Origin of the sequence: Gemmata sp., from assembly GCF_051859125.1 — a bacterium.
GTDB lineage: Bacteria > Planctomycetota > Planctomycetia > Gemmatales > Gemmataceae > Gemmata.
This window is the reverse complement of sequence record NZ_JBHYGG010000277.1, coordinates 21,540-41,218: the sequence shown is the minus strand read 5'-3', so window position 1 is coordinate 41,218 and position 19,679 is coordinate 21,540. Positions and strand designations below refer to the sequence as shown.

Annotated in this window: 21 protein-coding genes; 7 read left to right on the top strand and 14 right to left on the bottom strand. The window is 69.2% G+C overall.

Annotated elements, in window-relative coordinates:
- Positions 1-144: 144 nt before the first annotated feature.
- The 8 genes from ACTIGN_RS28135 to rpmF form a co-directional block, all read right to left on the bottom strand.
- The gene (locus ACTIGN_RS28135; protein ID WP_439630154.1) at positions 145-741 is read right to left on the bottom strand and encodes a hypothetical protein; all 597 of its coding nucleotides are present in this window, start codon (positions 739-741) and stop codon (positions 145-147) included.
- A gap of 9 nt (positions 742-750) precedes the next feature.
- On the bottom strand, positions 751-1,389 hold the full coding sequence (locus tag ACTIGN_RS28130; protein WP_439630152.1) for a Uma2 family endonuclease: 639 nt from the start codon (positions 1,387-1,389) through the stop codon (positions 751-753).
- Positions 1,390-1,616: 227 nt separating this feature from the next.
- Entirely contained in the window at positions 1,617-2,861 is a 1,245-nt protein-coding gene (fabF, locus tag ACTIGN_RS28125; RefSeq protein WP_439630150.1) for a beta-ketoacyl-ACP synthase II, read from the bottom strand.
- A 12-nt stretch (positions 2,862-2,873) separates the two neighbouring features.
- Complete coding sequence (gene acpP / locus ACTIGN_RS28120) at positions 2,874-3,122, bottom strand: acyl carrier protein (RefSeq protein ID WP_144954715.1); 249 nt, start codon at positions 3,120-3,122, stop codon at positions 2,874-2,876.
- A 246-nt stretch (positions 3,123-3,368) separates the two neighbouring features.
- On the bottom strand, positions 3,369-4,274 hold the full coding sequence (fabD, locus tag ACTIGN_RS28115) for an ACP S-malonyltransferase (protein ID WP_439630156.1): 906 nt from the start codon (positions 4,272-4,274) through the stop codon (positions 3,369-3,371).
- 227 nt (positions 4,275-4,501) lie between these two features.
- Positions 4,502-4,948 carry a hypothetical protein gene (locus ACTIGN_RS28110; RefSeq protein WP_439630148.1) on the bottom strand — a complete coding sequence of 149 codons (447 nt, stop codon included), beginning with the start codon at positions 4,946-4,948 and terminating at the stop codon, positions 4,502-4,504.
- A 26-nt stretch (positions 4,949-4,974) separates the two neighbouring features.
- The gene (gene plsX / locus ACTIGN_RS28105; protein ID WP_439630146.1) at positions 4,975-5,979 is read right to left on the bottom strand and encodes a phosphate acyltransferase PlsX; all 1,005 of its coding nucleotides are present in this window, start codon (positions 5,977-5,979) and stop codon (positions 4,975-4,977) included.
- Between the two features lie 7 nt (positions 5,980-5,986).
- Entirely contained in the window at positions 5,987-6,178 is a 192-nt protein-coding gene (gene rpmF / locus ACTIGN_RS28100) for a 50S ribosomal protein L32 (RefSeq protein ID WP_439630144.1), read from the bottom strand.
- Between the two features lie 191 nt (positions 6,179-6,369).
- Here rpmF and ACTIGN_RS28095 point away from each other — a divergent pair, with 191 nt between their 5' ends.
- From ACTIGN_RS28095 to ACTIGN_RS28080, 4 genes are all read left to right on the top strand, one after another.
- Complete coding sequence (locus ACTIGN_RS28095) at positions 6,370-6,870, top strand: HIT family protein (protein ID WP_439630142.1); 501 nt, start codon at positions 6,370-6,372, stop codon at positions 6,868-6,870.
- A gap of 39 nt (positions 6,871-6,909) precedes the next feature.
- Positions 6,910-8,133, top strand: a complete 1,224-nt coding sequence (locus ACTIGN_RS28090) for a deoxyguanosinetriphosphate triphosphohydrolase (protein ID WP_439630140.1) — start codon at positions 6,910-6,912, stop codon at positions 8,131-8,133.
- 113 nt (positions 8,134-8,246) lie between these two features.
- Positions 8,247-9,404 (top strand): PIN/TRAM domain-containing protein, encoded by a 1,158-nt coding sequence (locus ACTIGN_RS28085; RefSeq protein ID WP_439630138.1) that lies wholly within the window; start codon positions 8,247-8,249, stop codon positions 9,402-9,404.
- Between the two features lie 124 nt (positions 9,405-9,528).
- The gene (locus ACTIGN_RS28080) at positions 9,529-10,299 is read left to right on the top strand and encodes a tetratricopeptide repeat protein (RefSeq protein ID WP_439630136.1); all 771 of its coding nucleotides are present in this window, start codon (positions 9,529-9,531) and stop codon (positions 10,297-10,299) included.
- A gap of 382 nt (positions 10,300-10,681) precedes the next feature.
- Here the strand turns inward: ACTIGN_RS28080 and ACTIGN_RS28075 are convergent, their stop codons facing one another.
- From ACTIGN_RS28075 to ACTIGN_RS28065, 3 genes are all read right to left on the bottom strand, one after another.
- Positions 10,682-10,888 carry a DUF433 domain-containing protein gene (locus ACTIGN_RS28075; RefSeq protein WP_439630134.1) on the bottom strand — a complete coding sequence of 69 codons (207 nt, stop codon included), beginning with the start codon at positions 10,886-10,888 and terminating at the stop codon, positions 10,682-10,684.
- Between the two features lie 53 nt (positions 10,889-10,941).
- Entirely contained in the window at positions 10,942-11,295 is a 354-nt protein-coding gene (locus ACTIGN_RS28070; protein ID WP_439630132.1) for a carboxypeptidase-like regulatory domain-containing protein, read from the bottom strand.
- Positions 11,296-12,144: 849 nt separating this feature from the next.
- Complete coding sequence (locus tag ACTIGN_RS28065; protein WP_439630130.1) at positions 12,145-13,869, bottom strand: NADPH-dependent assimilatory sulfite reductase hemoprotein subunit; 1,725 nt, start codon at positions 13,867-13,869, stop codon at positions 12,145-12,147.
- A 458-nt stretch (positions 13,870-14,327) separates the two neighbouring features.
- Between ACTIGN_RS28065 and ACTIGN_RS28060 the strand changes: the two genes are divergently transcribed.
- Both ACTIGN_RS28060 and ACTIGN_RS28055 read left to right on the top strand, forming a co-directional pair.
- Positions 14,328-14,864, top strand: a complete 537-nt coding sequence (locus ACTIGN_RS28060; protein WP_439630128.1) for a hypothetical protein — start codon at positions 14,328-14,330, stop codon at positions 14,862-14,864.
- Positions 14,865-14,955: 91 nt separating this feature from the next.
- Positions 14,956-16,689: a DEAD/DEAH box helicase gene (locus tag ACTIGN_RS28055; RefSeq protein ID WP_439630126.1), complete on the top strand. Its 1,734-nt coding sequence runs from the start codon at positions 14,956-14,958 to the stop codon at positions 16,687-16,689.
- Between the two features lie 100 nt (positions 16,690-16,789).
- Here the strand turns inward: ACTIGN_RS28055 and ACTIGN_RS28050 are convergent, their stop codons facing one another.
- From ACTIGN_RS28050 to ACTIGN_RS28040, 3 genes are all read right to left on the bottom strand, one after another.
- Positions 16,790-17,188, bottom strand: coding sequence for a hypothetical protein (locus ACTIGN_RS28050; RefSeq protein ID WP_439630124.1), 399 nt, complete (start codon positions 17,186-17,188; stop codon positions 16,790-16,792).
- Between the two features lie 39 nt (positions 17,189-17,227).
- Entirely contained in the window at positions 17,228-18,235 is a 1,008-nt protein-coding gene (locus ACTIGN_RS28045; protein ID WP_439630122.1) for a DUF1559 family PulG-like putative transporter, read from the bottom strand.
- Positions 18,236-18,512: 277 nt separating this feature from the next.
- Positions 18,513-18,770, bottom strand: coding sequence for a hypothetical protein (locus ACTIGN_RS28040; RefSeq protein ID WP_439630120.1), 258 nt, complete (start codon positions 18,768-18,770; stop codon positions 18,513-18,515).
- Positions 18,771-19,333: 563 nt separating this feature from the next.
- On the opposite strand from ACTIGN_RS28040, the gene ACTIGN_RS28035 reads away from it, so the two are divergent.
- A complete protein-coding gene (locus ACTIGN_RS28035) occupies positions 19,334-19,645 on the top strand; it encodes a 4Fe-4S dicluster domain-containing protein (protein ID WP_439630118.1) in 312 nt (103 codons plus the stop codon).
- Positions 19,646-19,679: the final 34 nt, after the last annotated feature.

The window sequence follows — 19,679 nt, the reverse complement described above, 5'->3', positions numbered from 1 at the left end:
GATGGTAGCCAGGGGTGCGGCCCGCTTCGGGCAAACCCCTGGTCCCCGGCGCGACCCGGGCCGCCCCGGACCAGGGGTTGCGGTCGTCGGACTCACTCCACCAATGGCTACCATCCGCCGCCCCTCCGGGGCTACAAGCCGCGGTCATTCCTTGCCCAGCACCAAATCGACGACCCAGCACCCGCGGACGTGAACCTGCTGCTGGTCACGGCAGTGGTTCAGCACGTCGTCGCTGTCGCACCCCGCGTCTTGCAGCGCATCGGCGAGGATCGGCATCGCGCTGAAGTCCCGCGACTCGTACATCCCTTGCGCGATCGCGACCGCAGTCGACGTGCGCCACTTGGGCGAGAACACAACCGGCCAGAATGGATTCCCAATGACCTCGTGCATCAGATCAATGATGAACGGTATCGGGGCGATGGGGCTCATTGCCACCAGTTTCCGCAACGCCATCGCGACAGATCGGCGGTCGTCGGGGGGGAAGAGGATGCGCGTGAACCGCCAGTTGCCTGGACGGCTCTCCAGTTCGGCCCCGATTTCTTCCCAGGTGCGGGGCGCGTCCGCGACGGATTCGATGAGGTCGTAGCAGCACTTCGACTCCTCATTCCCTGCTTGCGTCTGACCGATCTTTACGAGCACGGCAGCCATCAATCGCAGCTTGCGGACCGAAGCGTAATCTTGCACGACCGCTAGTTGCCGCGGGTACGGGTCGCCTCGGTCGAGCCACTCATCTTCGGTCATGGCTGGGCCTCACGGGAGCAGGTCGGCGACGCGCACGGAGGCGGCCGGGGCGCTGTGCGGGGTGACCGCGTCGGCGTCGGTGAGGACGGCGTGCGAGCGGTACGCGGTGGCCCCGAGCGGTGCCGGGAGCGGATGCGGGTCGCGGAAGACGTGGAGCTGGCGGCCGTTCAGGTCGAGTACCCAGTACTCGGGAACGCCCGCGGTCGCGTACAACTCGGCCTTCGTCGTCAGGTCGAAGGACAGCGACGAGTCGGCGACTTCGGCGACTAACACCGCTCGCGTGGGCGTGCGGCCGGCGTAGTCGCGGCGGGTGCCGGTGACGACCGCGAGGTCCGGGCCGGGGTCGCTGTCGGTGCCGATGTCGAACCCCATCTGGTTGCGGACGTGGAACCCCGGGGCGAACGCGGCCCGCAGCCAGTCGTCGAGCAACCCGGGCGCGACGTCGTGCGGCGGGGCGGGCATCGTCATCGTGAAGACCTCCCCGCGAATCAGCATCGTCTTCACGCCGCGGAACAGCCCGGTCTCGCCGAGCGTGCGGTACTCCGCGATCGTCCACCGGTGCTGGGTCGGGCGGGCGGGAGCGAGGGCTCCCGAGGGGAACGGTGCCGCGGGCGGTGCGAACGCGGGCGTGGCGGGTGCGGGCGTCATGGCGGCCTCCTCACCCGAGGGTAACGTCATTCCTTGTCGAAGACCAGACCGGCGACCCCGGGAGTGGTGATCGTGGATTTAGGCGAGCGGGGGACGTGAGTCCCCCGGGAGGTGAGAATCGCGGTTCTACCGGGGGACTCACGTCCCCCGCTCGCCGAGACTCAGAAAACGAAGCCGCCCCGCCGGGTGGGCCGGTGGGGCGGTGGGTGGCGGCGACTTCTCGTGCGTCAGATCGCGCCGAGGGCGACCGAGCAGTTGTGCCCGCCGAAGCCGAAGCTGTTGGACAGGATCTTCCGCACGCGGACCTCGCGGGCCGTGTTCGGGATGTAGTCGAGGTCGCACCCGGCCTCGACGTCCTGGTGGTGCAGGTTGATCGTCGGGTGCAGCACGCCGTGCCGCAGGCTCAGGGCGCACGCGATGGCCTCGACGCCGCCGCTGGCCCCGAGCAGGTGCCCGACCATGCTCTTGGTGCTGGAGATCATCAACTTCTTGGCGTGCTCGCCGAACACGGCCTTGATGGCCTTGGTCTCGGCCACGTCGCCCAGGCCGGTGCTGGTCCCGTGGGCGTTGATGTACTGCACGTCGGTGTGGTTCCACCCGGCGTCGCGGGCGGCGGCCCGCATGGCCTCGGCCGCGCCGCTGCCGTCCTCGTGCGGGGCGGTGATGTGGTAGGCGTCGGCGGTGTTGCCGGACCCGCACACCTCGGCGTAGATCGACGCGCCGCGGGCCTTCGCGTGCTCGTACTCCTCGAGGACCAGCACGCCGGCCCCCTCGCTGAGCACGAACCCGTCGCGGTCCTTGTCGAACGGCCGGCTGGCCCGCTCGGGGTCGTCGTTCCGCTCCGAGAGGGCGCGGCAGGCGATGAACCCGCCGAGCCCGAGGGGCGTGATCGCGGCCTCGCTGCCGCCGGTGACCATGACGTCGGCCTGGCCGCTGCGGATCGCGGCGAGCGAGTCGCCGATGGCGTGCGCGGCCGACGAGCAGGCGGTGGCGACGGTCGTGTTCGGGCCGCGGAGCCCGAACTTGATCGAGATGTTGCCGCTGGCGGCGTTGGCGATCATCTTCGGGATCAGGAACGGCCCGAGGCGGCCCGGCCCGCGCTCCGCGAGCGTCTTGGCCCCGTCCTCGAGTTCGCTCAGCCCGCCGATGCCGCTGCCGAAGACGCACCCGCACCGGAACGGGTCCTCCTTGGCGAAGTCGAGCCCGCTGTCGCGGACCGCCTCCGCCGCGGCGACGATGGCGAACAGGGTGAACCGGTCCGACCGGCGGGCGTCGCGCGGGTCCACCGCGACGGCCGGGTCGAACTTCTTCACCTCGCCGCCGAACTTCACCTTGAAGACGGCGGTGTCGAAGAGCGTGATCGGCGCGATGCCGCTCTGCCCGGCGAGCAGCGCCCGCCAGTAGGTCGGCACGTTCAGCCCGAGCGGGTTCACGGTCCCCAGCCCGGTGATCACCGCCCGGCGGCGTGTCATGGGAGTGGTCACTTACTGCTTGCCCTTGTCCCCGATCGCCTTCTCGATGAAGTCCACCGCCTCGCCGACGGTCTTGATCTTCTCGGCCTGGTCGTCCGGGATCTGGATGTCGAACTCTTCCTCGAGTTCCATCACGAACTCGACGATGTCCAGCGAGTCCGCACCGATGTCCTCGATGAACGTGGTGGACCGCTTGACCTTCTCTTTGTCGTAGGCGAAGTGGTCGCTGACGATGGCGATCACGCGTTGCTCGACGGACACTTCTCGGCCCTCCGGACGGTGGCGCTGCGGTGGCACCGGTGGGCCACCGCGGGTCCCGCGGCCCGGGTCGGCTCCGACCGACCCCGCGGCATCTCTGGTATACTGCTCGCACGCCCCGGCTGGGAGTCCGGTGCGTGGGGGTGGATCTCGGCTCGCTTACGACCCTGGGGCAGACTTTACTGACGGGCGGAGGAAAAGGAAAGGCCACAGGGCCGCGCGGCGCGGCCGATTGGCGATTTACCCGGCTCACGCCGTGACGTTCCGGATGTCGGCCTTCCGGTTCACCCGCTTCAGCAGGCCCGCGAGCACCCGCCCCGGCCCGATCTCGTAGAACCGCTCCACGCCGTCGGCCAGGAGCGCCCGCACGGTCCCCTCCCACTGCACCGGCGAGAGCACCTGGCGCACGAGCAGGCCGCGGATCTCGGCCGGGTCGGTGTGCGGCTTCGCGTCGACGTTCGACCACACCGGCACGCCGGGCGCGGCGATCGCGACCCCCGCGAGTGCGGCGGCCAACTTCTCGTCGGCCGGCTTCATCAGGTGCGTGTGGAACGCGCCGGCGACCGCGAGCCGCACGGTGCGGATGCCGCCCCGGTCCACCGCGAGTTGCTCGACCCGCTCGACGGCCGCCAGCGAACCCGACAGCACCGTGTTCCCGGGGCACAGGTAGTTCGCGATCTCGAGCGTGCCCGCGGCCCGCGCCTCGGCGACCAGCGCCTCGATGTCGGCGACCTCGAGGCCCAGCACGCTCACCATGCCGGACCGGTTGGCCTCGGCGGCGTCCTGCATGGCCCGGCCGCGGGCCCGGACGACCTGGAGCCCGTCGTCGAAGCTCATCGCGCCAGCGAACACGAGGGCGGTGTACTCGCCGAGGCTGAGCCCGGCGGTCGCGACGACGCCCGCGGCCGCGTCCGGCTCGGCGATCTTGAGTTGCTCGAGGGCCGCGAGGCTGGCGACGAAGATGGCCGGCTGGCTGACGTCGGTGGCGTTGAGCCGGTCGGCCGGCCCGTTCACGCACACGCTCAGCAGGTCGTACCCGAGGACCGTGGTGGCCCGGTCGAACAGCTCCTTCGCCGCCGGAACCGTGGCGCACAGCGGCCCGGCCATCCCGACCGTCTGCGCGCCCTGGCCGGGGAAGAGGAACGCGGTCCGAATCTTGGCCCCGGCTTCTTTCGGGGCGGGCGCTGCCGACGGTTCCACCGTTGGGGACACTGTCTTCTCCGGGTTGTTCGTTGCGGCGACACCCAACCGGGGGCCGGCCGGGGTCAGGTCGACGAGCGGGGGCAGCGGCCGACCGGTCGCCAGTGTGTTCTCGCCCTCGACCACGCCGCCGGCGATGTACGTGACCGGGTCGGGCGGCCCACCCTGTTTGCGACGACGGCTCATGCGGCCCTCGCGATGTGGAGGTAATCGACGCCGAGAACCCGCCAGGTCGAGCGGCCGCCCCAGCCCCGGCGGACCCGCCTGAGTACCCGGACGGCGTACGTCCCTTCGCCGGGGACCAGGACGTTGAGCAGCTTGAACCCCTTGTCGAGAACCACGGACCCGCGGGCGCCCGCCGCGGCGAGGTCGAACCGGCGGAGGTAGACGAGGTCACGGGTGGTGCCGTCCGGGTTCAACCGGGCGACGGTGACGCGGACGGCCCCGGGAGCCCCGTCGGTGCCGAAGAACCGCACGAACAGTTCGAGTTTACCGACGGTGCGGGGGAACTCGGTGTCGGCGGGAACGGTGCGAAAGTAGTCCACGCCCAGCAGGTCGGACGTCGGGTTCGGGCCGTACTGCCGGGTCGTCGCGTTGACCACGCACAGTTGGACGCGGAGCCGGCCCATACCCGCTCACCCCCGGTCCGCGGGCCTCACTCGTCGGCCGGGAGCGCCCCGATCTCGGCGACGATCGCGTCGTTGACCTTCTCGCGGACCTCGCGGGCGGCGACGCCGAGGGCGTTGGCGATGGCCCGCTCCTTGGAGCTGCCGTGGCAGATGATGCACACGCCGTCGACGCCCAGCAGCGGCGCGCCGCCGAACGCGCTGTAGTGGTACTTGCCGAGCAGCCCCTTCAGCGCGGCCCCGCCCTTTTCCTTTTCCGCGTCGAGCGCCCCGATGACGTCCTGGTTCACCAGGTTCATGACGAACTCGAACACGCCCTCGCACAGCTTGAGGACGACGTTGCCGGTGAACCCGTCGGTGACGATGACGTCCACGGTGCCGCGGTGGATGTCGCGGCCCTCGATGTTGCCGACGAACTGGTCCCGGAGCGGGCCGCTGCGGAACAGCTCGAACGTCTTCTGGACGAGCTCGTGGCCCTTGCCCTCCTCCTCGCCGACGTTCATCAGCCCGATCTTCGGCTGCTCGATCCCGAGGATCTTGCGGGCGAAGACGGACCCCATGACGCCGTACTCGAGCAGGTGCCGGGGCTTGGGGAACACGTTCGCGCCGACGTCCACGATGATGCACCGGCCGCGGGCCGTCGGCATGATCGTGGCGATCCCGGGCTTCTGGACGCACTTGAGGAACTTGCGGGACTTGGCGGCCCCGGCGACGACGGCCCCGGTGTTGCCGGCGCTGACGAGGCCGTCGACGGCCCCCTCGGCGAGCAACTGCCAGCACCGGAAGATGCTCGCGTCGGGCTTCTTGCGGAGCGCCTCGACCGGCTTCTCCTTCATGTCCACGGCGACAGGCGCGTGGACGATCTCGATCCGCTCCCGGGGAACGGTCGCGGCCGCGAGGAGGGATTCAATTTGACCCTGGTCGCCGACCAGAACGGCGGTGAGGTCGGGGTTGGTGTTGACGGCGAGGACCGCGCCGGCCACGTTCGGGCCGGCCCCGTTGTCCCCGCCCAGTACGTCGAGCGCGAGCCGCATTGGCTTCTCACTTCTTCTTGTCGTCGTCCTTCACAACCGCCTCGCGGCCCTGGTAGAACCCGCACTCGGAGCACACACGGTGCGGGAGCACCGGCTCGTTGCACCGGGGGCAGAACTGGACCTGGACCGGGGTCAGGTGGTGGTGGCTGCGGCGGGTGCCCTGCCGGGAGTGGGACGTGCGCCTCTTGGGAACTGCCATCTGAATTCTCTCGAACAGACCAAAAGTCGGGGCAAGACGATCATGCTAGGACCGCCGCCCGCGCCCGTCAAGGAACCCGCGTGGCCGCGACCGCGTGCCGCCCGTCCGCCCGGGGCGTATCGTGAAGGGTAAGGTACGCCCCCACCCGGCAACGGACAGCCCGCCCCGGGGTTCTCGCACGGGACCGCAGCATGGACCACCTCTGGGCACCGTGGCGGATGTCGTACATCACCGCCCCCAAGGAAAAGCCCGCGGCGGCCACCGGCCCCGAGTGCTTCATGTGCCGGGCCGTCGCGGCGAGCACCGACCGCGAGAACCTCCTCGTCCACCGCACCGAACTGTCGGTCGTGGTGCTGAACCGCTACCCGTACAACAACGGCCACCTGCTCGTCTGCCCCCGCGCCCACAAGGGCCGCCTCGACGAACTGACCACCGACGAGCTGCTCGACCTGCAACTCGTCGCCCGCCGCCTGATCGGAATTCTCGAGAAGCGGATGCGGCCCGACGGGTTCAACGTGGGGTTGAACCTCGGGGCGGCCGCCGGCGCGGGGCTCCCCGGGCACCTGCACTGGCACGTCGTCCCGCGGTGGAACGGCGACGCCAACTTCATGGCCGTCACCGGCGACACCCGGGTCATCTCTCAGTCCCTCGACGCGCTGTTCGATCTGCTCTCGGAGGAACTGAAGGCGTAAAACGGTCCGCGGATCGCGACCCACGGGCCCGGGTGTCAAATGGCGAAGTCTCCGCTCTCCGTGGCCGACTGGCAGGCGTTCGAGGACGGCTGGCTGGCCCCCTACGCGATGCCGTCGCGGGCGAGCCGCGGTCGCCGGCACGCCGAGCCCGGCCACGAGTTCCGCTCGCTCTACCAGCGGGACCGCGAGCGGATCGTCCACTGCACCGCGTTCCGCCGCATGACCGGCAAGACGCAGGTGCTCGTCGCCAGCGTCAACGACCACCACCGCACCCGGCTCACGCACACCCTCGAAGTCACGCAGATCGCCCGCACCGTCGCCCGCCGGCTGCGGCTCAACGAGGACCTCACCGAGGCGATCGCGCTGGCGCACGACATCGGCCACCCGCCGTTCGGCCACGCCGGCGAGGACGCCCTCGACCTGTGCCTGAAGGACCACGGCGGGTTCGACCACAACCTGTACGGGCTGCGGCGGGTCGACGAGTTGGAGGAGCGGTACCCGCAGTTCCCCGGGCTGAACCTGTCGTTCGAGGTGCGCGAGGCGTTCGTCCAGCACAGCGGCCGGCTCGACGCGCCGGAGTGCGCCGAGTTCCGCGGCGCCGGCGGCCCGCTCCTCGAGGCCCAGGTCGCGGACGTCGTCGACTCGCTGGCCTACGACACGCACGACACCGACGACGCGCTCGGCCTCGGGTTCATCACGATGGAGGAACTCGCCCGCGTCGACCTGTGGGCCGAGGCGACGCGGCGGGTCCACGGGCACACGCCGGGGCTGAGCGGGCAGCCGCTGCGGGTCGCCGTCGTCCGCGAACTGCTCGCGTGGCAGGTCGCGGACCTCCTCGAAGAAACGACGCGGCGGCTCGAACAGTTCCGCATCCGCTCGCCCGAAGACGTGCGGGCCGCGAAGGAGCCACTCGTCGCGTTCTCGCCCCGGGTGCGGGACCTGAAGGCCGGGCTGGAGCGGTTCCTCCGCTCGCGCGTGTACCGGCACCACCGTGTTCTCCGGATGACCGCCAACGGCACCCGCATCCTGCAGGCGCTTTTCGCGGAATACGCCCGGAGTCCGGAACTTCTCCCCGAGAAGCACCTTCGAAGGTGGATCGGGGCCAGCGAGGTGATCGGCCCCCCGCCCCCCGACTGGGTGACCGCCGCCCGCAACCCGCTCGGGTGCCTGGAGTCCGTCGTCGGCGACTACCTCGCCGGAATGACCGACCGGTACGCCCAACTGGAGTACCGGCGTCTGTTTTTGCCATCGACTGAACTGTAAGATCAGGGATTAGGAGGCTGGTGTCAGGGTTTTGGCCTCCGCACCGCGGCCCGGCCGCCCCGCGGACCCGCACGACCCGACGACCCCCCGGCTCACGACCACGAGAGGCATCCATGTTACTTTGGCTGATCCGCGGGGCGTACGTCGCCCTGATCGCTGGCATCGCCCTGTTCGCCGCGACCCTGGTGATCCCGCAGGAGGGGCAACCGGTCGGCGCGAGCGTGGTGCTGGCCCCGCTCAGCATCCTCGTGCTCGGCGGGTTCGTCCTCTTCTACGACCTGCGCGAGAAGCAGAAGCAGATGACGACCATCTCGGCCGTCTACTTCGGGATGCTGCTCGGCCTGCTCCTCGGGTTCCTGTTCGCGATGGGCCTGGAGCCGGTGCTCGAGACGGCCTTCGGGATGCCGCCGCCCGTGCTGAAGTTGACCCGGGTGATGATTACCGTGGTTTGCTGCTACGTGACGGTTTCAACGCTCCTGCAGACCAAGGACGAGTTCCGGTTCATTATCCCTTATGTCGAATTTGCCAAAGAGGTGAAGGGCGGCCGCTCGCTGGTGCTCGACACGAGCGTAATCATTGACGGCCGGATCGCGGACGTGTGCGATACTCGACTGATCGACACGAAGCTCATCGTGCCGCGGTTCGTCCTGCAGGAGCTGCAGGCCATCGCCGACAGCTCCGACAAGCTGAAGCGGAACCGCGGGCGGCGCGGCCTGGACGTCCTGAAGCGGCTCCAGTCCAATCCGAAGATCGAGCTCCAGATGCACGACGGGAACGTGGCCGAGCTGCGGACCGGCGAGCGGATCCGCGTGGACGAGCGGCTCGTGCTGCTGTCCAAGGCGCTCAACGCCCGGGTGGTGACCAACGACTTCAACCTGAACAAGATCGCGCAGCTCCAGGGCGTCGACGTCATCAACCTCAACGAGCTGGCCAACGCGATGAAGACGGTGGCGCTGCCCGGCGAGGCCATGAGCGTCCGCATCGTGAAGGCCGGGGACCAGCCGGGCCAGGGCGTCGGGTACCTGGAGGACGGCACGATGGTGGTGGTCGAGGCGGGCCGCCCGCTGATCGGACAGGAGGTCATGATCGTGGTCACCAGCGTGCTCCAGACGCCGGCCGGGCGGATGATCTTCGGCCGCCCGGACCAGCGGACCAGCGGGTCGCACACGCCCCTGCCCGGCGGGGTCGGGGTGGCCGGCGGCGCGCCGGGCGACTCCCGGAACTCCGCGACCGACGCGACGAAGACGACCGAGCCGGGCGGGAAGACGTGAGCTTGAAATTCGAAGCACGAAGCACGAAATCCGAAAGGAAGACACGGGTTCAGTGCTTCCTTTCGGATTTCGTGCTTCGTGCTTCGAATTTCGGGGCAACGCCCCGCACACCGAGGGGTTCACCATGATTCGCGCGCTGTTGTTGGGCACGTCTCTCGCGGGGGTCGGCGCGGTCGGGTGGGTCGCCGCCCAGTCGCCGAGCGCCCCGCTCTCCGAGGGCAAGAAGGGGGCGCCCCCGCCCGAATCATCTTCGCTGCCGCCGGCCGCGTCCGACGTCGAACTCGTCGAGCGGGTCATCACCGCCCGCCGCGAGTACGAGGCCAGCCTCAAGGCGCTCCACGAGCACTACGTGCGCCACGGCGACAAGCTCCGGAACCAGTGGACCGAGCAGGAGCTGATGGGGCACCACATGCTCTTCAAGCCGTCGTACAACCTCGACGTGAAGGACGTGCCGCCGCCGAGCCTGGAGGCGAAGGTGAACGTCCGCGAGGCCAACGAGCTGTACCGGATGGCGATGGAGTACAAGGGCAAGGGGCTGGGCAGCGACTACGTGCTGAACCAGCGGCGGGCCGAGATCCTGTTCCGCGAGATCCTGGAGAAGTACCCGAACTCGGACAAGATCGGCGACGTGGCGTACCAGCTCGGCGACCTGTACGAGGGCCGGGCGTACAAGCAGTACGACCGTGCCGCGAAGTACTTCGAGCGGTCGTTCCAGTGGGTCCGGGGCTCGCGGACCGACGCCCGGATCCGGGCCGCCACGCTCTACGACCGGCAGCTCAACGAGCGGGCCAAGGCGATCGAGCTGTACCGCGACGTGCTGGCCCACGACACCGACCCGGAGCGGCTGAAGCTGGCCGAGCGCCGCCTCTCTGACCTCTCCGGTCAGCGGAAGTGACCGCCGACAGGCAGGCACCGGTGGGCGGTCCGCGTCGGTCGCGACGCGGACCGCCCAGCCCGTTCGCGCTCAGCTGAAATCGACGCCACGCTCCCTGTTCGAAATGTCTGCGCTACCCAACCGGGGATAGATCGGTTGGGTAATGGCTTCGCGCGGCGTGCTCCTCGTAGGGTATTGCGTCGAGCTTCGGGTCCTTCCGTCCGTGCCACGCCCGGTTGAGGTGGGCGAACACGTGACCAAGTTGGATTGCAAAGTCTTCCTCCCCAATCCCACCGGCGGCTTGCATCTGGGCGAGCAGGGCGCCCAAGTGCTCGTGGGCATCGGCCAATTCGTACCCGAGCATGGCCCAGGCGACCGGATGTTCCTCCTGCGACAACATCGCTCAAAGCCCTCCGCCGAACGCGAGGCACGCCCGGATGTCGGCGGCGGTGAGGTACGGGAAGTCCTCGAGCACCTCGGACTCGGTCATGCCGGCCGCGAGGTACGAGAGCACGTCGCCGACGGTGATCCGCATGCCGCGGACGCACGGCCGCCCGCCCCGCTTCCCGGGCTCGATGGTGATGCGCGCTCGCCAGTCGTCGGGTGTCATGCTCGGCCTCCGGGACCTGCGGCCATCATCCCACGTGGCCGACCGTGCCGGGATCAGTCCTCCGCCGCCGGTGCCTGCGGGTCGGGTTGCAGCACGATCGTCCGCGGGAAGCTCGCCCACTCTCGGGCCTTGAACTCCTTGCGGTAGGGCTCGTACCCGTCCGCGGTGGCGGTGACCACGAGCGGGACGTCGAACGGGGCGTGGGTCAGCGAGATCGAGTACCGCCCGAACTCGTCGGTCGTTGAAGCCGGTCCGCGGGGCGGGAGGTCCGGTTCGATCAGTCGCACGCTGGCCCCGGCGATGGGCTTGCCGTCCGGCCCGACGACCTCCCCGCCCAGGCTGGTGTGGCCGTCGCACCCGGCGACGAGCAGGAGCAACCCCAGGCCGATGCCGGCGGTGCGATTCATCGTTTGCGCTCTCTGTTCGGTGTCCGCGAGGTGAGCCGCTGACCGCCACGACAGTACGAGCCCGAACCGTGCGGCGTATTCCCGCTGCGGCCGGGAAGGGCCGCGCGGCAAAAGGAGTAGCGAACGCCGTCTACCGTTCCGACGTGCACTCTGACGTGCAGCCTACGGCACAAGGAGTGAGCCTGTGGTTGGGTGACGGCTGCGGCCTTGAGCGCCGGTCAGGTCGGCTTGGACGCCGACTAATAGATCTGCTTGCGAACGGATCGTGCCAACCTTCGACCGGAACTCAGGCTGAGTCGCTCAACGAACGTCCCAAACGAACCGCGGCTGACGACTTTAATTGTCCCCCCTTCAACCCACACGAACACACAGTTCATATAGCTTTTGTGGAACGTCACACCCAGTCCCGCGCACCTTTGCTCCCAAACAAGGTCACCATCCCGATCGTACCTTTGAAGCTCAACGCCACTATCGGTGTGTTGGCGGTAGCGGAACTCCAAAACGCCGCCGTCCGGGAGATCGAGAGTCCCTTTGGTTTGAAAGACATCCGGGTCAGGCTGACGATTCGCCAGGTCCGTGAGTTTCTCTCCGTCCTCGGGGATTCGCTCATTGTCACGGAGTAACAACTCGTAAGGGTCCCACAACAAGAACCCGACGAGGCAGAGCGCGGGGACAACGACAAAATACCGCGGTACGCGCTGCCAGCGGGGAAGCCGCGCCCAGACGTCGTGGTTGTTCATCACACCACCCTCACGATAATCGTGGCCCGTGTGAGGTGCGACGCCCCACGGTGCGGCTCGGCCGCAGAGCCGGCCTCGACGCACCCTACCCCGACCCCCACTCTCGCGGTCACGCGGTGAAGAGCGACTTCACCTTGTCGAGGCCCACGCGCTCGCAGTACGAGCCGAACAGTTCGTCGCCGGCGCGCTCGGCCTTGAACGCCGCGAACACCTTCGACAGCCGCGGGACGATCTGCTCGATCGGCACGCTGTCCTGGACCTCGGCGTTCAGCCGCCGGCCGAAGCTGTCGCCGCCGATGTACACCGTGTACTTCGTCCCGCCGCGGCCCACGAGCCCGATCTCGCTCTGGTACGGCCGGGCGCACCCGTTCGGGCACCCGGTCATGCGGACGCTGATCGGCTCGCCGCCCAGCCCGAGGTCGGTCAGCACCGTTTCGAGTTGCCGCACGACGCCCGGCAGCGAGCGCTCGCTCTCGGTGATCGCCAGGCTGCACGTCGGGATCGCCGGGCACGCCATGCTCCACTTCTGCACCATCGGCAGCGAGCTTTCGCGCGGAATGCCGTACTCGGCCAGCAGCGCGTCGACCGCCGGCTTGTCGGCGGACGCGACGCCGCACAGGAGGACGTCCTGCTGGGTGGTCAGCCGCACGTCGAGCTTGAACCGCGACACGATCTCGCGGAGCCCGGCCCGCAGCCGCAGCCCGCCCTCGTCCTTGATGCGGCCGTTCTCGACCGACACGCCCAGGAACCACTTCCCGTCGCCCATGCCGTTCCAGCCCAGGTGCAGGTCGAGGCCGGTGATCGGCGCGTGCCTCGGCTCGCGCCGCGGGTGCTTGAAGTAGTCGCCGTAGAACAGGTCGCGGAACTTCTCGACGCCCAGGTCGTGGACGACGTACTTGAGCCGGGCGCGCTTGCGGTCGGAGCGGTTCCCGTGGTCGCGGAACAGCTTCACCATCGCCTCGGCCGCGGGCACCACCTCGTCGAAGTGGATGAACCCGATCGGCTGCGCGAGCAGCGGGTACGTGTCGGGCTTGCTGTTGGTCTGCCCCTGCCCGCCGCCGGCGTAGAGGTTGTAGCCGATCGGCTTGCCGTTCTCGGTGATCGCGAGGTAGCCGAGGCAGTTCGCGAGGATGTCGGTGCAGTTGTCGTCCGGCATCGCGAACGCGATCTTGAACTTCCGCGGCAGGTACGTCGCGCCGTAGAGCGGCTCCTCGTCGAGCTCCGGGTTCGGGAGCTTCTCGCCGTCGAGCCACACCTCGTGGTACGCCTGCTTGCCGGCCTTCGGGGTCAGCGCCGCGGCGACCCGCAGGCAGTCGTCCATCTGCTGCTTGTGGACCGCGTCGCCGATCGGGGCCGGGCACGCGAGCACGTTGCGGTTCACGTCGCCGCAACCGCCGAGCGTCGTCAGCAGCGTCTTGTTCACGCCCTGGAGCAGCGGCTTCATGCTCGCCTTCATCACCCCGTGGAACTGGAAGCTCTGGCGGGTGGTGATGCGGAGCGTGGAGTTCCCGTACTTGCCGCAGAGGTCGTCCATTGCGAGGTACTGGTCGGCGGTGAGCTTCCCGCCCGGGAGCTTGAGCCGGATCATGAACATGTACGCCTTGCCGACCCCGGCCTTGCCGCGGGTCTTGCGGGCGTCGCGGTCCTCTTGCTGGTAGCTCCCGTGGAACTTGATGAGGCTCTTGTTGGCCTCGCTCAGGTGGTCGAGGCTCGCGTCGGCGAACTCCTCGGCAAGCGTGCCCCGCAGGAACTTGCCCTCGATCTTGTGCCCTTCGACGGGGGACAGCTTCGGCTCGGTCGCGGTCTCGGTCGGAGTCGCTGTTTCGGTAGACATCGCCCAATCCAGAAAGTGACGGGTCGGGAGCGGGCCCCACCGGGGGCCGTTGCGGGCGGGTGCGGCGGGGCGTTCTTCCTGTTAGTTGTAGCCCGCCAGCCGAAATCCGAAACCCCAAGTTCATGAACCAACTCATCTATCACCGCCCCATGGGGCGGAAGCACGAAATTCGAAGCACGAAATCCGAAAGGGAGAGCCAACCCTCGCCGTACCGCTCTGCAGTGTGGCGAGGGGGTTGGGGCGGTTGGCGGACCCTGTCTTCCTTTCGGATTTCGTGCTTCGAATTTCGTGCTTGTGAAGCTGGGCGGTTGCTGCGGCGCACCGCAGGCGCGAGTCGGGGTTGTGGCGGACGGCACGCGGGTTCGCTGAAGCCCCCAAAGCGCCGCGTCCGATGGTGGGTGTGCATCGCGCCGGAGCCGTTGCCGGCCGCTGATTCCGACACATGGGGATGCCACACCGTGAGTGTACCGTCCGCATCGTCCCTCCTCTCCCTCGGGTTCCTGACGGCGCTCCAGGAGCCGTCCGGGTGGGTGGGCGGCTACCTCGTCACGAACAGTTGGGGCCGGCCGCTCGAGTTCCGCCTGACCACCGCCGTGCAGCCGAACCGCGTGCAGGCCGCGCTGTACGGCCCGACGCTGACCGAGTACGTCCTCGCCGACCTGATCGGAAAAGCGCTGGTGGAGAAAACGGCGGCGAAACCCGATCTGATTGTGACGGACGTGCCGCTCGCGCTGGCGCTGCGGTCCCGGGTCGAGGTGCCGGTGGTCGCGGTGAAGACCGCCGACGCGGCAGCGCCCGCCGACGCGGTCCTGCTGTCGCACGCCCGGTCGACCCTGGGGCTCCTGCTCCCGGGGAAGTTCGCGGGCGACCAGGCGGCGCTGCTCAAGCTCCTGGAGCGCGTCGACCCGGCGGTGGACCTGGCCGAGCCGTTCAGCCGGATCCGCGAGGCCGTGGCCGAGGCGCGCAAGATGGGGGTCACGAACCGTGCCGCTTGAGGACGACGATAGGCGAGCGGGGGGCGTGAGCCCCCCGAGGTCAGGAGCAGCCGACGAACAAGGGGGGCACACCCCCCCCGCACCCCCCGAGGTGGACGTTCTCGAAAACGACCTGTCCCTGCTCGCGGACGTGCGAACCGACGGCCGGTTCGACCGGCCGCTGGAGCCGAACGTCCGCGAGACGCGGCTGCTCACCGACTCGCCGTGGGTGCGGTCGGTGGGTCGGCTCGAGCTGAGCGTCGGCACCGAGGGGTGGACGTTCCCGGCCCCGCCCGTCGAACTCCCGCCGCCGGCCCCGAAGGTCGCGGCGGAGCCCGCCGAGGGAAGGCACGCCGCCAACCTCCCGCAGCTCCCCGACAAGGACACGGTCCAGAAGCAGCGGGTGCGGGTGAAGCCGACCGCCGACATGGTGATGGTCAAGGACCGGCTCCTGTGCCTGCTCCAGCCGCCGCTCGACGGGCTGTTCGACGGCCGGTCGCTGGAGGTGCCGTTCGCGCCGTTCCCGTACCAGCTCGAGGGCATCCGGTTCCTGATGCCGCGGACCGCGGCGCTGCTGGCCGACGAGATGGGCCTGGGGAAGACGGCCCAGATCATCCTCGCGCTGCGGCTCCTGTTCCACCAGGGGGCGATCCGCCGCGGGCTCATCGTGTGCCCCAAGCCGCTCGTGTTCAACTGGGCGCGCGAGCTGAAGTCGTGGGCGCCCGACCTGCCGTTCGAGACCATCGAGGGCGACCCCGAGCGCCGCCGGACCGCGTGGTTCACCTCGAACTGCCCGCTCAAGTTGGTGAACTACGAGACCCTGTCGCGCGACGCGGAGCAGTCGAGCGACCCGCGGGTCCGGTTCGACGTGGTGGTGCTCGACGAGGCCCAGCGGATCAAGAACCGCGACTCGAAGACGGCGCAGGTGGTGCGGGCGATCCCGCGGGACCGGAGCTGGGCCATCTCCGGCACGCCCATCGAGAACCACCCCGACGACCTCGTGAACCTGTTCGCGTACCTCGACCCGGGCCGCATCCCGCCCGACACGCCCCCGCGGCGGCTCCAGCAGCTCACGTCGGACTGCATCCTGCGCCGCACCAAGGACGTCGTGCAGTCCGACATGCCGCCGAAGGTGATGCGCGACCTGGAACTGGAGCTGACCCCGGCCCAGCGGGCCGCGTACACGCTCGCCGAGAAGGACGGCGTGGTCCACCTCAACGCCTTGGGCGACACGCTCACCGTGCAGCACGTGTTCCAGCTCGTGATGCGGCTCAAGCAGATCTGCAACTTCGACCGGCTCACCGGCGAGAGCGCCAAGCTGGAGCAGCTCGTCACGGACATGGAAGAGGTGGCCGAGAGCGGGCAGAAGGCGATCGTGTTCTCGCAGTGGGTCGAGCCCCTGCACACCATCGCCAAGGCGCTCGCCCGGTACAACCCGCTGGAGTACCACGGGAAGATCCCGCAGGCCGAGCGGACCCCGATCCTCGACAAGTTCAAGTCCGACCCGAAGGCGCACGTGCTGCTGATGAGCTACGGCACCGGGAGCGTCGGGCTGAACCTCCAGTTCACGAACTACGTGTTCCTGTTCGACCGGTGGTGGAACCCGGCGATCGAGGACCAGGCCATCAACCGGGCGCACCGGGTCGGCCAGAAGAGCACGGTGACGGTGACCCGGTTCATCGCCCGGGAGACGATCGAGCAGCGGATCGCGTCGGTGCTGGACGCGAAGCGGAAGGTGTTCAACGACCTGCTCGCCAACGCCGAGAAGCCGGAGGCGCTGGGGCTCAACGAGGAGGAGATCTTCGGGCTGTTCGAGATCCGCAACCGCCCCAAGCGCGCCGCGTAGCCGGCCCCCTGAGCGGTTCGGGTGCGGGGCGGCGTGCCGGGGACCCGCGTGCGCCACCCGCCACCCGCCACCCGCCACGCGGCCCGTCCGTCGGCAGTCGTCATTTCGCGTCGCTGAGTTGGATCGTCATCTCGTTGACCCCCGGCTTCAGCTCGAACGGCTGGTTCTTCAGCGGCCGGAACGCCTCGGCCTTCCCCTTCTCGCTCTTCACGACGAGCGTCGCCCAGTACTTGCCGACCTCGACCGGGTCGGCCTCGGTGCGGGCGTACGAACCGCCGCCGACGGCCGGCAGGTCGGAGAACGCGCCGGCCCCGCCGTCCACGTAGATCCGCAGCGCCGACTTCTCGCCGGGCCTGTCGGTGTACGGCGACCCGTCGGGGTTGGTGACGGTGAGCTTCACCGGGGTCTTCACGGGCGGCGGCTCGGTCTTCGGGCCGCACCCGAGCGCAAGGCACAGGGCCGCGCCCACGAGGGCGCGGCGAGCGGAGCAGGTCGGCATGGGAATGGTTCGCGTCGGTAAGGAACGGGCGACGGAGTGTCAGTCCTGGAGGTCGGTCTCGCCACCGTTCCAGGTGATGTAGGCGATCAGCGCCGAGCCCGAGACGCGGTTGCTGATCGGCCGCACGCTCCCGTCGCACATGCCGAACAGCCCCATGCCGCTCGCGTACGGCGAGCCCCACTTGTAGACCGTGTACTTCGTCACGTCCGTCGACTGGTTGTCGGGGATGATGCCGTAGCTGCCGACGTGCCACCCCGGCATCGGGTGGCGGATCCCGGGGACGACCACCGGCGCCCCGGCCGAGAGGTTGGCGATGAAGTCGATCTCGCCGCTCGTGGCGCACCGGACGGTGCCGCTGCCGGAGGCGTCCGGGTAGCCCCACGTCGCGTTGATCGGCAGGTCGAACTGGGCGAACGTGCCGTCGGGCTTCACCCCGCGGGTGGCGTACATCACCGCCGGGAGCGACTTGATGCCGGCGAACACGGTGGTGCTGGTGCCGTCGCCCGAGGTGATCTTGCCGAGGGTGTTCGAGTACCTCGAGTCGTTCAGCGTGTACCGGGGCGACGCGCCCGCGCCGTTGTCCTTGACGCTCGCCGACCACCCGAGGAGCAGGCCGTTGCCGGCGTAGTCGGTGACCGGGCCGTTCGCGGCCGCCCCCGTGACACCGGGGAGCGCGGACACGACGCCGGTGCCCCCACGGGCCGGGTCGAGGAACGTCTTGATCGGCACGGTGTACACGTAGTTCGTGTACAGGTTGTTCTGCTCGATGAACGGGAGGACCTTGAACATCCAGCTACAGTTCTCCGCGTTCGTTGCGTTCGCGGCCGGTGCGGTCCGCCACCCGCCGTCGGTCGGCAGGGTGCCGCGGGCGTCGTGGTAGCTCTGCGCCGCGAGCGCGATCTGCTTGAGGTTGTTCTGGCTCTGGGACCGGGCGGCGGCCTCGCGGACCTTCTGGACCGCGGGCAGGAGGAGCCCGATCAGGATGGCGATGATGGCGATGACGACCAGCAACTCAATGAGCGTGAACGCCGAGCGTGCGGTCCGCATGGCATGAGTCTCGGGGCGATGGGGAGAAATTGTGGCCCGGCCGGGCGCGCGACGGCACGCGCGAGACGTGGACTCGTCGGCGGATCACCCGGCGACGAGCGAATAGCCCGACCGCCGCGGCGTCCCACGGTGCCCTGCGGGCAGAAGTGAAGATTCTTTGAGTTCGGTGTCCGGGGAACCGACAGACGGGCACAACGGACGGGCCGCCCGGCGACCACCAGGGCCGCCGGACGGGTTCACAACTCCGAATTCCGCGTTCCGCACTCCGCGTTCCGGGTCAGTCGCCGCCGCCGTAGTCGGGCTCGGGGTAGCCGTCGTCGCTGTACGGCGAGTACCGCCGCAGCGGCCACGGGACCGCGACCGGGGTCTGCGCGTCCGGGGCCGGCGACGCGGCGCGTGCGGGGATCAGCTTGAGGCGGATGGGGAGGCTCCCGCCGCCCGGCCGCTCGATGTTCACCGACACCTCTTGCTCTTCCGTCAGCAGGAAGCCAACGGGCACGACGACCCGGAGTTCACCAGTTGCGAGATCGACCATGGGGCACCCTCTGCGATAAGAGATGAGAGGTGGCGACGCCGGTTCGGGGCGTCTTCACGCGGCGGCACGGCCTGGGCCGGTCGCCGCACTGGGCGAGGCGTTGTGGGACGGCAGGGAGAGGAGTCCCGCCGTACAGAAGTCCCACGGTGACGGGTACTCAAAAGAATACCATCGCCGCGGCCGGGTGGGAAGCGCCCCGGGCGATTTTTCGGGACGGCGCGTCTCGGGTGGGCTCGGTCCGGTCACAGGAACCGTAGAGCGTGTGCGGCCCCACAACGGCCGGGTGCAGCGGAAATGCGGGAGGAAGCGCCGCGCCGGGGACGACTGGGACCGCGTGGCGGACGTGGGCGAACCGGGGGAGTGGTCCGAGTCGCCGCGGTTGCGCCGCTCACGCGCCCCCCGGCCGCCGCGGCGGTGGGCCGGGTGGCACGAAAGTGACCAGGTTCCGCGGCGGCCGCGTTGCGTGCGTCGGCCCATGTCGCGGCTATACTTGACGTTAGCGGGCCGTGTGGTATCACACCACCAACTACTCCGGCCGCTACAAAACCCGAGGGATCGCCTACATGGCTCACGTCGTCACCGCCCCCTGCCACGACTGCAAGTACACCGACTGCTGCGTCGTCTGCCCGGTGGAGTGCTTCTACCAGGACGAGAAGATGCTGTACATCGACCCGGTGGACTGCATCGACTGCGAGGCGTGCGTCCCCGAGTGCCCGGTCGAGGCCATCTTCTCCGAGGGGAACGTCCCGGCCCAGTGGAGCAGCTACGTCCAACTGAACTCCGAGCGGGCCGCCGCCCTCAAGGCCGCCGGCGGCGACGCCCACATCACCGAGAAGCAGGACGCCAAGGAAGGCCCGGAGTGCAAGAAGAAGTGACGTTCGTGTTTAGTGTTTAGTGTTTAGTGTTTAG

Excerpts from the sequence above, each read along its gene's own strand:
- ACTIGN_RS28110 (WP_439630148.1), bottom strand. The coding sequence starts at position 4,948 with ATGGGCCGGCTCCGCGTCCAACTGTGCGTGGTCAACGCGACGACCCGG.
- rpmF (WP_439630144.1), bottom strand. The coding sequence starts at position 6,178 with ATGGCAGTTCCCAAGAGGCGCACGTCCCACTCCCGGCAGGGCACCCGC.
- fabF (WP_439630150.1), bottom strand. The coding sequence starts at position 2,861 with ATGACACGCCGCCGGGCGGTGATCACCGGGCTGGGGACCGTGAACCCG.
- ACTIGN_RS28075 (WP_439630134.1), bottom strand. The coding sequence starts at position 10,888 with ATGACACCCGACGACTGGCGAGCGCGCATCACCATCGAGCCCGGGAAG.
- ACTIGN_RS28035 (WP_439630118.1), top strand. The coding sequence starts at position 19,334 with ATGGCTCACGTCGTCACCGCCCCCTGCCACGACTGCAAGTACACCGAC.
- ACTIGN_RS28040 (WP_439630120.1), bottom strand. The coding sequence starts at position 18,770 with ATGGTCGATCTCGCAACTGGTGAACTCCGGGTCGTCGTGCCCGTTGGC.
- ACTIGN_RS28080 (WP_439630136.1), top strand. The coding sequence starts at position 9,529 with ATGATTCGCGCGCTGTTGTTGGGCACGTCTCTCGCGGGGGTCGGCGCG.
- ACTIGN_RS28085 (WP_439630138.1), top strand. The coding sequence starts at position 8,247 with ATGTTACTTTGGCTGATCCGCGGGGCGTACGTCGCCCTGATCGCTGGC.
- ACTIGN_RS28065 (WP_439630130.1), bottom strand. The coding sequence starts at position 13,869 with ATGTCTACCGAAACAGCGACTCCGACCGAGACCGCGACCGAGCCGAAG.
- ACTIGN_RS28045 (WP_439630122.1), bottom strand. The coding sequence starts at position 18,235 with ATGCGGACCGCACGCTCGGCGTTCACGCTCATTGAGTTGCTGGTCGTC.
- ACTIGN_RS28135 (WP_439630154.1), bottom strand. The coding sequence starts at position 741 with ATGACCGAAGATGAGTGGCTCGACCGAGGCGACCCGTACCCGCGGCAA.
- plsX (WP_439630146.1), bottom strand. The coding sequence starts at position 5,979 with ATGCGGCTCGCGCTCGACGTACTGGGCGGGGACAACGGGGCCGGCCCG.
- ACTIGN_RS28095 (WP_439630142.1), top strand. The coding sequence starts at position 6,370 with ATGGACCACCTCTGGGCACCGTGGCGGATGTCGTACATCACCGCCCCC.
- ACTIGN_RS28050 (WP_439630124.1), bottom strand. The coding sequence starts at position 17,188 with ATGCCGACCTGCTCCGCTCGCCGCGCCCTCGTGGGCGCGGCCCTGTGC.
- ACTIGN_RS28090 (WP_439630140.1), top strand. The coding sequence starts at position 6,910 with ATGGCGAAGTCTCCGCTCTCCGTGGCCGACTGGCAGGCGTTCGAGGAC.
- ACTIGN_RS28070 (WP_439630132.1), bottom strand. The coding sequence starts at position 11,295 with ATGAATCGCACCGCCGGCATCGGCCTGGGGTTGCTCCTGCTCGTCGCC.
- ACTIGN_RS28130 (WP_439630152.1), bottom strand. The coding sequence starts at position 1,389 with ATGACGCCCGCACCCGCCACGCCCGCGTTCGCACCGCCCGCGGCACCG.